General features: G+C 35.8%; 15 protein-coding genes. 10 read left to right on the forward strand and 5 right to left on the reverse strand.

All coding sequences use genetic code 11. The features are described from left to right. Positions 1 to 43: 43 nt before the first annotated feature. The 3 genes from GHT08_RS22110 to GHT08_RS04070 form a co-directional block, all read right to left on the reverse strand. The gene (locus tag GHT08_RS22110) at positions 44 to 271 is read right to left on the reverse strand and encodes a hypothetical protein (RefSeq protein ID WP_238343495.1); all 228 of its coding nucleotides are present in this window, start codon (positions 269 to 271) and stop codon (positions 44 to 46) included. Between the two features lie 114 nt (positions 272 to 385). Beyond that, the gene (locus GHT08_RS04065; protein ID WP_163579995.1) at positions 386 to 604 is read right to left on the reverse strand and encodes a hypothetical protein; all 219 of its coding nucleotides are present in this window, start codon (positions 602 to 604) and stop codon (positions 386 to 388) included. A 23-nt stretch (positions 605 to 627) separates the two neighbouring features. Further along, complete coding sequence (locus GHT08_RS04070) at positions 628 to 1,191, reverse strand: hypothetical protein (protein ID WP_163579996.1); 564 nt, start codon at positions 1,189 to 1,191, stop codon at positions 628 to 630. Between the two features lie 443 nt (positions 1,192 to 1,634). On the opposite strand from GHT08_RS04070, the gene GHT08_RS04075 reads away from it, so the two are divergent. Together GHT08_RS04075 and GHT08_RS04080 are read left to right on the forward strand one after the other, a co-directional pair. Then, positions 1,635 to 2,558, forward strand: coding sequence for an N-acetylmuramoyl-L-alanine amidase family protein (locus GHT08_RS04075; protein WP_163579997.1), 924 nt, complete (start codon positions 1,635 to 1,637; stop codon positions 2,556 to 2,558). 424 nt (positions 2,559 to 2,982) lie between these two features. Then, a complete protein-coding gene (locus GHT08_RS04080; protein ID WP_163579998.1) occupies positions 2,983 to 3,711 on the forward strand; it encodes a hypothetical protein in 729 nt (242 codons plus the stop codon). Positions 3,712 to 3,938: 227 nt separating this feature from the next. On the opposite strand, the gene lexA is transcribed toward GHT08_RS04080, so the two are convergent. Then, positions 3,939 to 4,559 carry a transcriptional repressor LexA gene (gene lexA / locus GHT08_RS04085; RefSeq protein WP_163580000.1) on the reverse strand — a complete coding sequence of 207 codons (621 nt, stop codon included), beginning with the start codon at positions 4,557 to 4,559 and terminating at the stop codon, positions 3,939 to 3,941. Positions 4,560 to 4,821: 262 nt separating this feature from the next. Between lexA and GHT08_RS04090 the strand changes: the two genes are divergently transcribed. From GHT08_RS04090 to GHT08_RS04115, 6 genes are all read left to right on the forward strand, one after another. Then, entirely contained in the window at positions 4,822 to 5,469 is a 648-nt protein-coding gene (locus GHT08_RS04090) for a YneB family resolvase-like protein (RefSeq protein WP_153834218.1), read from the forward strand. A gap of 113 nt (positions 5,470 to 5,582) precedes the next feature. Then, positions 5,583 to 5,810, forward strand: coding sequence for a DUF896 domain-containing protein (locus GHT08_RS04095; RefSeq protein WP_153834217.1), 228 nt, complete (start codon positions 5,583 to 5,585; stop codon positions 5,808 to 5,810). A 166-nt stretch (positions 5,811 to 5,976) separates the two neighbouring features. Then, positions 5,977 to 7,977, forward strand: a complete 2,001-nt coding sequence (tkt, locus tag GHT08_RS04100; protein WP_163580002.1) for a transketolase — start codon at positions 5,977 to 5,979, stop codon at positions 7,975 to 7,977. A 218-nt stretch (positions 7,978 to 8,195) separates the two neighbouring features. Beyond that, complete coding sequence (locus tag GHT08_RS04105) at positions 8,196 to 8,420, forward strand: YneF family protein (RefSeq protein WP_018934021.1); 225 nt, start codon at positions 8,196 to 8,198, stop codon at positions 8,418 to 8,420. Between the two features lie 238 nt (positions 8,421 to 8,658). Continuing rightward, the gene (locus tag GHT08_RS04110; protein WP_163580004.1) at positions 8,659 to 9,363 is read left to right on the forward strand and encodes a cytochrome c biogenesis CcdA family protein; all 705 of its coding nucleotides are present in this window, start codon (positions 8,659 to 8,661) and stop codon (positions 9,361 to 9,363) included. 43 nt (positions 9,364 to 9,406) lie between these two features. Next, on the forward strand, positions 9,407 to 9,832 hold the full coding sequence (locus GHT08_RS04115; RefSeq protein WP_163580006.1) for a Na(+)/H(+) antiporter subunit B: 426 nt from the start codon (positions 9,407 to 9,409) through the stop codon (positions 9,830 to 9,832). Between the two features lie 58 nt (positions 9,833 to 9,890). Here GHT08_RS04115 and GHT08_RS04120 read toward each other — a convergent pair whose 3' ends face one another. Then, positions 9,891 to 10,364, reverse strand: a complete 474-nt coding sequence (locus GHT08_RS04120) for a DUF2621 family protein (RefSeq protein WP_163580008.1) — start codon at positions 10,362 to 10,364, stop codon at positions 9,891 to 9,893. Between the two features lie 190 nt (positions 10,365 to 10,554). Here GHT08_RS04120 and GHT08_RS04125 point away from each other — a divergent pair, with 190 nt between their 5' ends. Together GHT08_RS04125 and acnA are read left to right on the forward strand one after the other, a co-directional pair. Beyond that, complete coding sequence (locus GHT08_RS04125; protein WP_163580010.1) at positions 10,555 to 11,655, forward strand: ATP-binding protein; 1,101 nt, start codon at positions 10,555 to 10,557, stop codon at positions 11,653 to 11,655. Between the two features lie 182 nt (positions 11,656 to 11,837). Then, positions 11,838 to 14,540: an aconitate hydratase AcnA gene (gene acnA, locus GHT08_RS04130; RefSeq protein WP_163580012.1), complete on the forward strand. Its 2,703-nt coding sequence runs from the start codon at positions 11,838 to 11,840 to the stop codon at positions 14,538 to 14,540. Positions 14,541 to 14,768 lie beyond the last annotated feature (228 nt).

The following is a 14,768-nucleotide window of genomic DNA, read 5'->3' on the forward strand; positions in this document are numbered from 1 at the left end:
GATTCAGGTCATGCCTAAAAAGCAGTGCCTCTGAGAAATACTGTCATTGCACTACGCCCTTCATTTTTTGTGGTAGGGATTTTTTATTTATAATTTTTCTGAAGAAATTTTTTATAGCTTCCATTCGTATTCTATGGCCACAATCTTCACAACAAAAGACACCATACCTATTTTGCTTATACTGGTTGTATTTTAAACTTCCTTCGTATCCATTAAACTCTCTTTTGCAGTTATAACATTTCACCTTATAATGAAACTTTTGATTATCCATTTACCTATTCCTTTCCATAAAAGTGATAAGTAGTTGTCTAAGGTTTATTATTAGGAGTTTCATTTTACAATAGGTAATTATATCATAGCGAAAATTCCTGCAAAAAAAGCAGCCTTAGCTAAAGGCTTTCTCATTTAATTCTATTAACTCTTCATAATATATGAACATAGAGGAAGGTAGTTTACAACCTGATATTCTGCGTCTATTTAACGAAGCAAAAGAAAAAATAGCACCTACCGAGTAAGGAGGTGCTAATAATTTTTCTGCCCCACCAGATGCTCCACATTTGCCCCACTTTTTTTGAAAAAAGCTAAATGTTTTTACACATTTCAACTAATACCTCCATAATAGAGTAATTATCTTTGATTATTTACGATTCTTCTGATGAATTTCGTAAACCAATAAGAACTAAATGCTATGACTATATCGATGAGGAACAGATAAAATTGATTCATTCCTTTATTGAATATTACCAATCCAAAATGGGCTTCTAAGCTTCCAAAACCAAATGCAAAGACTGCACTTAAAATTAGAGTATACAAATAGAAGTTTTTCTGATTATTAGTACAATATTGATACACAAGTAAGAAGCCTACAGGAAGCACGGAAGCAGTCATATTTAGTGCTAGCGGCAATGCTGGTATAAGAAAGTATGGGTGAACAAAATAACCGTAACTTTCGAGCATAATATCAATATATGCCCATAGCATATGAGCAGTGTATCCAAAGAAAAACAATTCAAACAACCTTTTTCTATCCACTGTAAAGTAGAGCAAGAATAGGGGAAATAACAATAAAAAAATCACAACCCAAAATTGCCAAGTTCCCATGTGGGAGTAATTATTCCAATAAGAAGATATTATCGAATTTAACTCTTCATGTTTTTCGTATATCTGCTCCCAATATTCCCTGTATTTCATAAAATGCCCTCCTATATTTATCACAAAGTTCGACATCATATTTTAATGTGTCCTTAATTGGGACGTTAATACAGGGGGATTTAATTTCTTCCTAAATACCAAATATTCTTGTAAAAAAACTCCCAACTCTTTAGGAATAAACAAAAAATTATACTAGCACCAGGACAGACAATACAAATATCTCGGTCATACAATAATTGATTACCATCGAGGTACTTGGTGCAAGATTGGGGCAATTATATATTTATAATAGTTAAAATGCAGGCTATTTAATCTCGAAAATAGATAAAAGGGTAATTCTATTGATCTTCAAGAATCTTAATTAGGTTGATGTAATGGTACCGTCCAACCTAGCAAATAAGTTTAAGCATATAAATGAAGTAAGTGACAAAAAACTGACGGAAGTATTACGAGAAGAGTTTGGTGATCAGAGGAGGATAAAGATGGTTAAAATTTATATTGATCCAGGTCATGGTGGTAATGATCTAGGTGCAACGGGATACGGGCTAAGAGAAAAAGATTTAAACTTAGCTATATCGTTGAATATAAGAGAAAAATTAAATCAGTACCAAGGCCTGTCTGTTCGTCTAAGTCGTACTACCGATAAAACATTATCGTTAAATCAACGTACGAATGATGCTAATAAATGGGGAGCAGATTATTTAGTATCTGTTCATATTAACGCAGGTGGTGGAACTGGCTATGAAGATTATATTTATAATGGATTATCTAATAGCTCACATTCAGCTAAGTATCGTAACGTGATGCACCGAGCCATTATTGGTCAAGTTAATTTGGCTAATCGTGGTCAAAAAAAAGCTAATTTCCATATGCTGCGTGAATCTAATATGCCAGCATTACTAACGGAAAATGGCTTTATTGATTCTGAAGATGATGCAGCTAGGTTACAAAAGGATTCTTTTTTAGAGGGCATTGCTCAAGGTCATGTAGATGGTTTGATTAAAATATTCAATTTGAAAGAAAAAGTCAAAGCAATTAATCCTGATGCAGTTATTGGCAGGAAAAAGAGCAAGAAAGCCAACCTAAAAATAGATGGATGGTGGGGAGAACAAACCACACGAGCACTTCAAAAATATCTTGGAACCGTGGTTGATGGTGTTATCAGCAATCAATTACGCAATGAAGTTACCTCAAAGATCGTATCAGGTATCACTTTTGGTAAAGGCGGTAGCTTAGTTATTAAGGCATTACAAAGTAAGGTTGGCGCTAAGATTGACGGTTATTTAGGACCACAAACAATCCGGAAACTCCAGCAATATCTAGGTACTGTGGTAGATGGAAAATTAAGTGAACCTTCACTTGTCGTGAAAGAATTGCAACAGAATTTAAACAATGGAACATTCTAGTGAGTCATGAATACAAAAAAACCGCTGTAACAAAGGAGCGATTTGGAATGTACTCCTTGTTCAAAATAAAGCCTTTGTTCAGTTAGGTTTTTGGCCACCACTGAGCATAACTTTATCATCGTGTTACTCGAAGTTTGAAGTGGTAATCTTACAGACGATAGCATACCGTGATAAAGTCGTTTCCATTTATGGGCGAGTCTATCTGTTTATTGTTAAGTAGTTAATAATACTAGTTTCTTATTTGATAACTTAATTTTAAATTACATTTCTTTGAATATATTTCTTAGCTTTAATTACTCATAAATTAAAATTTGAACTTTTACACCATATTATGTAATGAATGCCCACACAAAAACAATCAAAATAAGTAAAATATAGAGAATCCGAAATTGGGTTAAAAAACAACAGAAAGGGATGAAATAAAGTGACTCATCATAATTGTGGTGTAAAAGTGGAAGTTCCCGGAAAAATTCCTATAAAACCGAAAACCAGAAGGAAAAAGCATGATTGTCCATGTCCACCTAAAAAACAAGCGGCAGGCTGCGAGTGTAATGTTAAAAAACCTGCTCTTGAACCAGCTAAATTAACGAACGATTGTGTAGTTGTCAATTCACTTGTTGGAACAAAAACGGTACAAAAGGTTGCAGAGGTGACTTTACCTATAACCGCATTTGCAGGTTTAGGAGTGTTAGACGATCTTGTATCTGTTAATCTTACTCCGAATGTGGATGCTGTGACTCAAAATGCTCGTGTTATTAAGGATAAAGTTGTTAATATCGGGCTTCTTCCAGTTACTATTACGGTGTCAATTTTAGGTATCGAACTACCAGTTACCTTAGATACTACCATTCCGTTCCAAGAGCATACTGATTTTCCAGGAGCTTGTCCACAAGATATCGTACAAGAAACACCTCTGGAAGTGGAAGGAACTTTCATTCAACCTGGAGTTCCAGTGATAGGTGCTGCTGGAATTGAATTAGTTGAAGGTATTTTATTTAAAGTGGTTTTACGCACAACGATTACTGTAACTCGTCCAGTTATCCAGGATTCACAAGGAAATATTTGTGATGTAAATCCAAACCGTTGTGACGACACAAATGGTCCGCCATCGTTCACTTTACCTGCACCACCAAATGGTGGCTTGCTAGGCTAATCTCCAACAACAGTGTAAATTCATGGTAACCCTTGGCACTTTAAGTGTCGGGGTTATTTTCTTATCCCTTTATATTTGTCCTTAACTGCTCAGAATTTATGTTATGAAAAAAGGAAAATAGCGGAAGTTTTTTAATGCCATGGAGTTACCGTAATAAAATTATAGTTAAAAAAGTGCTACCGTTTATAGGTCGCACTTTTTTTATTAAACCTTATTAAGTCTATATACTATATATTTCGGTACAAACCGACTACTTTTCCTAAAATACTGACATTATCATAGATTAGCGGATCCATTGTTGCATTTTCAGGTTGCAAGCGAATATGATCCTTTTCTTTAAAGAAACGTTTTACAGTTGCTTCACTGTCTTCTGTCATTGCAACTACAATATCTCCATTTTCTGCTGTGTTTTGTTGTTTGACAATTACCTTGTCTCCATCTAATATTCCTGCTTCAATCATACTGTCTCCCTCAATAATCAATACAAATAACTGTTCACTTACATGCATTTCATTGTGCGGAATCGGAATATATTCTTCAATATTTTCGACTGCTGTGATAGGAAGACCGGCCGTTACTTTCCCGATAACTGGCGCAAATGTAGCTTCTGTTTTCGGAATTTCCAGTTCTCCATCTTGTGGAAGTACTTCTATCGCTCTTGGTTTAGTAGGATCACGTCTAATATAACCTTTCTTCTCTAATCTGGCTAGATGACCGTGAACGGTTGAACTTGATGCTAAACCAACTGCTTCTCCAATCTCACGAACAGATGGTGGATATCCTTTTAGCTCTACTTGCTCTTTAATATAAGCTAATATCTCCTCTTGTCGTTTTGATAGATTTGTCATATTTAAATCCCCTTATACGTATTATTTATTAATCAAAGTATAGCATAGTAAGATTAGATTTACAAACATTCGTTCGAGAAAAGTGTTGACATGAACACCTGTTCGTGTATAATAAAAGTACGAACAAAAGTTCTGTGGAGGGATTTATCATGTTAAAAAATATTTCTAAGATTGACATTTTCTATTTGGTTGCTTTTATACTAGCTATTGTCTTTTTTTATGTTTCAGCAGTAACTAGTTTATAAAATGAAGGAGTAAATCTATGACGAAAGCAATCATTTATTGTCGTGTGAGTACAGAAAAGGAAGCGCAAGAAACTTCTATTAAACGGCAGCAAGAAGAATTGCAGTTGTTTGCAAATAAATATAATTTCGAAATCATCAATATAATAGAAGAAAAACAGAGTGGATATGAGATTGAACGAGAAGGTATTTTTGAAATGTTAGAGGAGTTTCAAAGCGGAAAGGCTGACACACTACTCATTCAAGATGAAACAAGACTTGGAAGAGGAAATACAAAGATAGCATTACTTCATCAGTTAAATCGCTTAAATGTCAACATATATACACTTTCACACCATGGTGAATTACAACTATCGGAAGGCGATTCAATGGTACTACAAATTGTCTCGATAGTAGAGGAATACCAAAGGAAATTACACAATGCAAAAATAAAAAGAGGGATGAAGAAGGCAGTAAATAATGGATTTAATCCAGCTGAAAATCTTTCTAATCAGCATCTCGCCAAAGGTAGAGAACGAAAAGAATTTCCGATAGAAGAAGTAGTCAGGTTAAAAGGGAATAATTTAACCTTCCAAGAGATCGCGTCGATTTTAAGAGGAATGGGTTACGATGTATCTAAAGCAACTGTGCATCGCCGTTATCAGGAATACCAATCACTTGAAAACTGATTAAATCAAGATTAGAATAAAGAGAGAGTATACGATTCGTGTATACTCTTTTTCATTGTAAACTAGAATAAATCAATCGTTATTATGGTATAGAAAAGAGGTGTCAAATCTCTATGTTATCAAAGGAAAAAATTGCTCGTATTAATGAATTAGCAAATAAAGCGAAAACAGAAGGTTTATCAGATGAAGAAAAGCAGGAACAAAAATCTTTGCGTGAAGCCTATCTGAAAAATGTCAGAAAATCATTTAAAAATCATATGAAGGGGATGACTGTGGTTGACCCGAACGGGAATGATGTCACTCCGGAAAAATTAAAACGATTAAAAGAGAAGAAAAAGTAGAGAATTCTACTTTTTCTTCAAAAATTATAAAAGTTTAGCAAAAACTGATATTTCTAAAGAAATTACGCGCTTTTTGTCTTGATATACTTGTCTTTAAACTGATTTCGTTATAGGATTATAAATGTGCGTACATATTTTGCAATTTTGAAAGGGGACAAATGAAAAGATGGCAAATCAAATGGAACAAATGTCTATTAATGCAATAAGAACATTGTCAATAGACGCGATTGAGAAAGCTAATTCTGGTCATCCAGGGTTGCCAATGGGGGCTGCTCCAATGGCATATACGCTTTGGACACAACACATGAATCATAACCCGAAAAGCTCTAAATGGTTTAATCGTGACCGTTTTGTATTATCTGCAGGTCATGGCTCTATGTTATTGTACAGCTTACTTCACTTGTCAGGTTATGATGTCACAATTGATGATCTAAAAGGATTCCGTCAATGGGATTCCAAAACTCCTGGTCACCCAGAAGTACACCATACCGATGGGGTAGAAGCAACGACAGGACCATTAGGTCAAGGTATTGCGATGAGTGTTGGTATGGCAATGGCTGAAAAACACTTGGCAGCTAAATACAATAAAGATAAATTTAATGTAGTAGATCACTATACATTTGCACTTGTTAGTGATGGAGATCTAATGGAAGGTGTTTCACATGAGTCTGCATCTCTAGCTGGTCACTTAAAATTAGGCAAGCTTATTGCTTTATATGACTCAAATGATATTTCATTAGATGGTGAGTTAAACAAAGCTTTCTCTGAGAATGTAGAAGATCGTTTTAAAGCTTATGGATGGCAAGTAATCCGCGTTGAAGATGGTACGGATACAGAGTCCATCTCACAAGCTATTGCAGATGCAAAAGCAAATACGGACCAACCAACATTAATTGAAGTTAAAACTGTAATCGGTTATGGTTCTCCTAATAAATCTGCTTCAGCTGCGTCACATGGTGCACCACTTGGAGAAGATGAAGTTAAATTAACAAAAGAATATTATAATTGGGAACATGAAGATTTCCATGTACCTGATGAAGTATATCAGGACTTTAATACAAAAATTGTTGAAAACGGTAAAGCAGTAGAGCAAGAATGGAAACAATTATTCGATGCGTACAAGAAAGCATACCCTGAATTAGGTCAGGAATTAGATGAGGCTATTAACAATCAATTACCTGAAGGCTGGGATAAAGACTTACCAGTATATGAAGCAGGTAAAGACGAAGCTGCTACTCGTGCTACATCAGGTGAAGTGTTAAATGCTATTGCGAAAACTGTACCTTCGTTATTCGGTGGTAGTGCAGACTTAGCAGGTTCTAATAAAACGAATCTAAAAGATGCTGGTGACTTCTCAGCTGCAGAGCCAGACAAACGTAATATCTGGTTTGGTGTACGTGAATTTGCGATGGCAGCTGCGTTAAATGGTATGGCATTACATGGAGGACTTAAAGTATTCGGTGGTACTTTCTTCGTATTCAGTGACTACTTACGTCCAGCAGTTCGTCTGTCTGCTATTCAGAATCTCCCTGTAACATATGTATTAACACACGATTCAATTGCGGTAGGAGAAGACGGACCAACTCACGAACCAGTAGAACAACTAGCTGCGTTTAGAGCTATGCCAAATCTTTCTGTTATTCGCCCAGCAGACGGTAATGAAGTACAAGCTGCATGGCGCTTAGCTATGGAGTCTACATCACAGCCAACTGCATTAGTGCTTACTCGTCAAGGACTTCCTACATTAGAAGGTACTGCTGAAAATGCATATGAAGGTGTGAAAAAAGGTGGTTATGTAGTAAGCCCTGCTTCGAAAGAAACTCCAGATGCGATTCTAGTTGCTACTGGTTCTGAAGTACAGCTTGCAGTGAAAGCGCAAAAAACTTTAAAAGAAGAAGGAAAAGACGTAAGTGTTGTAAGTATTCCTTCATGGGATCGTTTCGACAAACAAGATGCAGCATATAAAGAATCAGTATTACCAAGTGCTGTAACGAAACGAGTTGCTATTGAAATGGCTTCTTCATTAGGCTGGGAGCGTTATGTCGGCCTTGAAGGAAAAATCATTGCAATCGACACATTCGGTGCATCTGCGAATGGAAACAAGCTTATTGAAGAATACGGCTTTACTGTAGAAAATGTCGTTAAACATGTAAATGAATTATTTTAATTAAACTAAAATGGGACAGAGGAGCAGGTTCCTCGTCCCATTTTTTTGCCATTAGAAATGTGTTTCAACAAACCTAAAAATATTGTAAATGCGAACAATCATGATATGATATTAAGCTAAAGCTTTTTTGAGTAGACAAATTCACAAGCAAGTGCTTGTATTATTAAAGGACTTTTACTATACTGTATAAGAGACAAGTTGAAGGAGGAACAAAACGAATGAGCACTGTTCTTTGGATTATATTTATCGTGGTTGCTCTTTTAGCCGGGATTGCCCTAGGCTTTTTTATCGCGAGAAAGTATATGATGAACTATTTAAAGAAAAACCCACCCATTAATGAACAAATGTTAAGAACATTAATGATGCAAATGGGCCAAAAACCATCGCAGAAGAAAATCAAGCAAATGATGCGTTCTATGAACAACCAAATGGATAATAAATAACCATAGGTTGTAACATAATTGTCGAATTAGAATCCTTGCTAATAAACAGCAAGGGTTTTATTATATTTATAGAGATAGGAATTCTATAAAATGAGCCTTTGATCAGGACGGTTTGATCCCCATTGATCATTAACAAAACTTATCAGGCTGTTAGCGTCTGTTGCTTACTTATGTTAACTTGAAGTGGGGGCTTACCGTTAGCAGCGTGATGAATTTTGAGGAGTCTGGAGTGACCAACTTGAATGAAGTAAATATTTTTATTGCATTTGGAGCAGGTTTTTTATCATTTATCTCTCCATGTGTATTACCGCTTTATCCAGCATTTCTTTCGTACATTACTGGTATGAGTGTCAATGATATAAAAGAAGAAAAAGCAATGTTTAACTATAAAAGCATTCTACATACTTTATTTTTTCTTCTAGGTTTTTCTAGTATATTTATTCTCCTTGGTTTTACGACAAGTTTCATTGGTGAATTTTTAAATTACTGGGAGAATTTAATTCGTCAAATAGGTGCAATTTTAATTGTATTTTTTGGTCTAATTATCATAGGAGCTTTAAATTTTGATTTTTTAATGAAAGAAAAAAAAGTACATTTTAAAAACAGACCAGCTGGTTTCATTGGATCATTTATTATTGGTATGGCATTTTCATTAGGATGGACTCCATGTACAGGTCCAATTTTGATGGCGGTCATTTCGCTCGCAGCAACAAATACTGAATTAGGGATATTATTAATGACTGCTTATTCATTAGGTTTTTCTATTCCGTTCTTTATTCTTGCCTTTTTTATTGGTAAAATGAAATGGATAAAGAGAAATTCACAAAAGTTAGTGAAAATCGGTGGCTATGTAATGATTTTTATGGGGTTCTTCTTGTTTTTTGATTTAATGACAAAGCTCACATCATTTCTTGCTGGTTTTTTTAACTTTAAAGGATTTTAACAAACGGATAGAGATATACTAACAATATTCGGAGGGGAAGTCTATGGTAAAAACGAATGATTTAATTCTAAAAACAATGACTGTATTAATCGCGTTTATCTTGTTTGGGTTTGCAGTAAATTTATTTTTTGCAGGGCACAATGAACCAGGTGGAGGTTTTATTGGAGGTTTGATGACTGCGGCTGCAATTGTTTTGATGTATATGGCTTATGGTGAAAGAGCTGTTAATAAAGTATTGCCATTTAATTATCGTACCATGATTACAATTGGACTGATTATTGCAATTGCTACAGGTGTTGGCTCTTTCCTATTTGGTCAACCATTTCTTAGCCAAACATTTGATTATTTCCACCTTCCTGTTTTCGGTGAGGTGGAGCTGGCAACAGCACTATTATTTGATTTAGGTGTTTATTTAACGGTTATTGGCGTAACGATGACGATTGTCTTAACTATTTCTAGTGATCGATAACATGAAACTCTGCTTTCGGGGTAATTAAAAACGCAGCAAGACACGTTTAACGTAGATATTAGCGTGTTTTTGCTGCGTATTTTTTATTCCGGTAATCTTCAGGTGAATATTGAAAGAAAGGTTCATATTGGTTTATATCAATAGACTTTTCCTTTAGTTTCTTACGTAAAAATTTATGATCTCGTTTAGGAGTTGCCATTATATAGCCTTGAATTAAAGTTACCTGTGTAATTTCCGATTCATTCTTCTCAAGAGCCAATTGGCCAATTTTACCGGCAATCTTCTGTCTTGCTACATCACGAAACAATTCTGGCACAGGTGATACTAACTCTTCAAGAAAGGCTTTCTCATCATCTTTCCATAGGTGTTTAGATTGTTCTATGTAATATTTTTCCCAATCTAAATCAGATTTTCCATCATCTTTAGGCAAACTCTTTAAAAATTTGCGAAACATAAAATATCCACCAATCGCAATCAGACCTAATAAAATAAAAGTCCATATCATGATAAATAGCATAAAGCTAAAGGACATAAAGGTGACACCTGCCATTCAAATTTATTATCATTTTATTTTTATGTAAAATATAGTAATATAACTATGAATCGTATATTTAGTCATGATTATTTATATTTCTCATATAATTTACTAGATCGTTGATATTATAGCATGATTAGACTTTTTAACAAAATATTTTTGATGAAAAAAGTTAGGGGGTAAGGCCTTGCTTAATTATGTCGATCAGCCAGATAGCACGAGTGTAAATGACGAAGTGGAAAAAAATATCATGCTTTCGGATTTACCAAAAGAGATACTGAATAAGGTCGAAGCTAATGGATTTGATCTTATAAGTATTAATAATTATTCTGGAAAGATTGAATATATATCGGAATCAGTTAGAAGAGTTTTAGGCTTTAGCAAAGCACAACTAATTGGTAAGTCAGTGTTTCGTTATATCATGCGTGATGATCAGAAATATGTCAGAAAATTTTTTAATGTAAACAGTTCCGAGGAGCAGAAATTTTATATACATATACGTAATCAAATAGGCAGATTTATTGTGTTCGAAACGATTCTGCAAGTAATTAACTGGAACGGTGAAAAAAAGATTCTGTCCCTTTCAAGAGATATTTCTGATAAAAAACAAGCAGAGGAAATGTTGATACGATCTGAGAAAATGTCAATCGCGGGTCAATTAGCTGCAGGTATAGCTCATGAAATAAGAAATCCTCTTACTTCATTGAAAGGTTTCGTACAGTTATTGCAAGGCGGTATTAGTAGTAAAGATGAGTATTATAAAATCATGATGGATGAAATTGACAAGATAAACACGATCACATCGGAGTTATTGTTTATTTCTAAACCGATGACAGACGATAAAAGCGATGAGAATATAAATAAAATGCTGCATGATGTGATAACACTTTTGAAAACACAAGCTAACTTGTATGATATCGATTTAGTATTAGAAGCAGATGATGAGGACTGTATGGTGTACTGTGATCGTTCTCAAATTAAGCAGGTTTTTATTAATTTAATAAAGAATGCAATTGAGGAAATGACTGACGGTGGTATGATCCATGTTTTAGTCAAAAATGATGGGGAAGAGTGTATGGTTGCGATAAAAGATCAAGGGCCAGGAATCCCTAAGCATCTTATTCATAAGCTGAAAGAACCTTTTTTTACAACTAAGAAGAATGGTACGGGTTTAGGATTAATGATTTCCAATCAAATAATTGATAATCATAGTGGAAGATTAGAGATTGAATCAGAAAATGGGCAAGGAAGTACTTTCAGTATTTACCTTCCTTTTAACGGAAATTGACACTAATATTTGGTATCGAACTCATAGATTGATGGATTTAATCGAATTTTTTGCTGTGAATCATTTTACTTATAAACCGATTTCATTTAAAATAGTATGGTGCATACTATGTTACATAGTATTTAGAGATAAGAGAGATCAGATTTCGGTCTAACATTTTTTTAAGGGGGTAACTGGGCGAAATGACTAATCAGAATCCATTTCAAGCAAAAAAGCAATTTGATCTGAACGGTAAAAAGTATAACTATTACCAGTTAAAAGCATTGGAAAATGCAGGGATTGGTAATATCGATCGTTTACCTTTTTCGATTCGTGTTTTATTAGAATCGTTAATTCGTCAACACGATGGACATGTTATTAAAGACGAACACGTTAAGAGTCTAGCAAACTGGGGTAAAGAGAAAGGTGAAGACGTACCATTTAAACCTTCTCGTGTTATTTTACAAGACTTTACTGGTGTACCAGCAGTAGTTGACCTTGCCTCGCTACGTAAAGCAATGGTAGATATGGGTGGATCACCAGATAAGATTAATCCAGAAGTACCGGTTGATCTTGTAATTGACCACTCTGTACAAGTAGACGAGTATGGTACAAAGAATGCATTGCAAGCAAATATGGAATTAGAATTCGAACGTAATGCAGAACGTTACGAATTCTTAAACTGGGCACAAAAAGCTTTTGATAACTATCGTGCCGTTCCACCGGCAACTGGTATCGTACACCAGGTAAACCTTGAGTACCTTGCGAATGTTGTACATGCGGTGGAAAATGAAGACGGAAATGTCGATGCTTTTCCAGATACACTAGTCGGTACTGACTCCCATACAACCATGATTAATGGTTTAGGCGTACTAGGTTGGGGTGTTGGTGGTATTGAAGCAGAAGCTGGTATGTTAGGACAGCCTTCTTACTTCCCTGCACCAGAAGTTATCGGTGTGAAATTCACAGGAAGCTTCCCTAATGGCACAACAGCAACTGACTTAGCATTAAAAGTTACACAAGTATTGCGCGAGAAGAAAGTAGTAGGTAAGTTCGTTGAATTCTTTGGACCAGGTCTCCAAGATATGCCATTAGCAGATCGTGCTACTATCTCTAACATGGCGCCAGAATATGGTGCTACATGTGGTTTCTTCCCTGTAGATGAGGAGTCATTAAATTATCTTCGTCTAACTGGCAGAAGTGAAGAGCAAATTGCGCTTGTAGAGAAGTATTGTAAAGAAAACAGCTTGTGGTACTCACCAGATCAACCAGATGCAGAGTTCACTGAACTAGTGGAAATCAATCTGTCTGAACTGGAACCTAACTTATCTGGTCCAAAACGTCCACAAGACTTAATTCCACTATCAGAAATGAAGAAGTCATTTAATGAAGCTATTACAGCTCCAGCTGGAAACCAAGGTTTTGGTCTAGATGCTTCTGAATTTGACAAAGAAGTAGAAATTAATCATCCGAATGGACGTAGATCTGTCATGAAAACCGGTGCGGTTGCAATTGCTGCGATCACATCTTGTACCAATACTTCTAACCCTTACGTTATGCTTGGTGCAGGTTTACTTGCGAAGAAAGCAGTAGAAAAAGGACTCGAAGTACCAGGTTATGTGAAGACTTCCCTTGCACCTGGTTCAAAAGTTGTTACAGGCTACCTAGAAGATGCTGGTTTAATGCCATACTTAGACCAATTAGGCTTCAACTTGGTAGGTTATGGATGTACAACATGTATCGGTAACTCAGGCCCGTTACGTGAAGAAATTGAAAAGGCAATTGCTGATAATGATTTAACCGTTTCTTCTGTACTTTCTGGTAACCGTAACTTTGAAGGTCGTATCCACCCGTTAGTGAAAGCTAACTACTTAGCTTCACCGCCATTAGTTGTGGCATATGCTTTAGCAGGAACTGTTGACGTTGACCTTAAGAACGATCCAATTGGTCATGACAAAGATGGCAATGCAGTTTACTTTAATGATATCTGGCCATCTATGGAAGAAGTTCGTGAACAAGTTGAAAAAGTCGTAACACCGGAAATCTTCCGTGAACAATATAAGAATGTATTCGCTTCTAACGAAAAATGGAATGCAATTGAAACAACGGATGAACCTTTATATTCTTGGAACGATGACTCTACTTATATTCAAAACCCTCCGTTCTTTGAAGGACTTTCAAAAGAACCTGGAACTGTAGAGGAGTTATCCAGCTTACGTGCCATTGGTAAATTTGGTGATTCGGTAACAACTGACCACATTTCACCAGCAGGTGCGATTGCAAAAGATATGCCAGCAGGTAAATATTTGCAGGATAAAAATGTTTCTCCTCGTAACTTTAACTCTTATGGTTCTCGTCGTGGTAACCATGAAGTTATGATGCGCGGTACATTTGCGAACATTCGCATTAAGAACCAATTAGCACCTGGTACAGAAGGTGGCTTCACAACGTACTGGCCGACTGGTGATGTAATGCCTATCTATGATGCAGCAATGAAATATCAACAAGATGGAACAGGTCTAGTTGTACTTGCTGGTAATGATTATGGTATGGGAAGTTCTCGTGACTGGGCTGCCAAAGGTACGAACCTATTAGGTATTAAAACAGTTATTGCTCAGAGCTTTGAACGTATTCACCGTTCAAACTTAGTAATGATGGGTGTGTTACCTCTTCAATTCAAAGAAGGTGACAGTGCAGAATCACTAGGTTTAACTGGTAAAGAAACATTTGAAGTACAAATCGATGAGTCTGTTAAGCCTCGTGATGTAGTTAAAGTGAAAGCGACAGATGAAGACGGTAAAGTAACTGAATTTGAAGTAATCGCACGCTTTGAAAGTGAAGTAGAAGTAGATTATTACCGCCACGGTGGTATCCTTCAAATGGTACTTCGAAACAAACTAGCCTAATAGATTGCAAGAAAAAGATAGCCTAATAACGGGCTATCTTTTTTTATTATTAGCACTAATACATAAACTGCAAAGTCACGTGCATAGATTTACTCTCCTTCATTCTAATTCTAGTTGAGTGCTAAGTCGCCGCTGCGGAAAAAATACTCGCTTTCCGTTGGGAACGCTTCAACCAGGGAACTTCTTGATTAAACATCTTTGCTCCCTTGCACCGAGGAAGCCTACTTC

This window comes from Gracilibacillus saliphilus (assembly GCF_010994085.1).
Classification (GTDB): domain Bacteria; phylum Bacillota; class Bacilli; order Bacillales; family Amphibacillaceae; genus Gracilibacillus; species Gracilibacillus lacisalsi.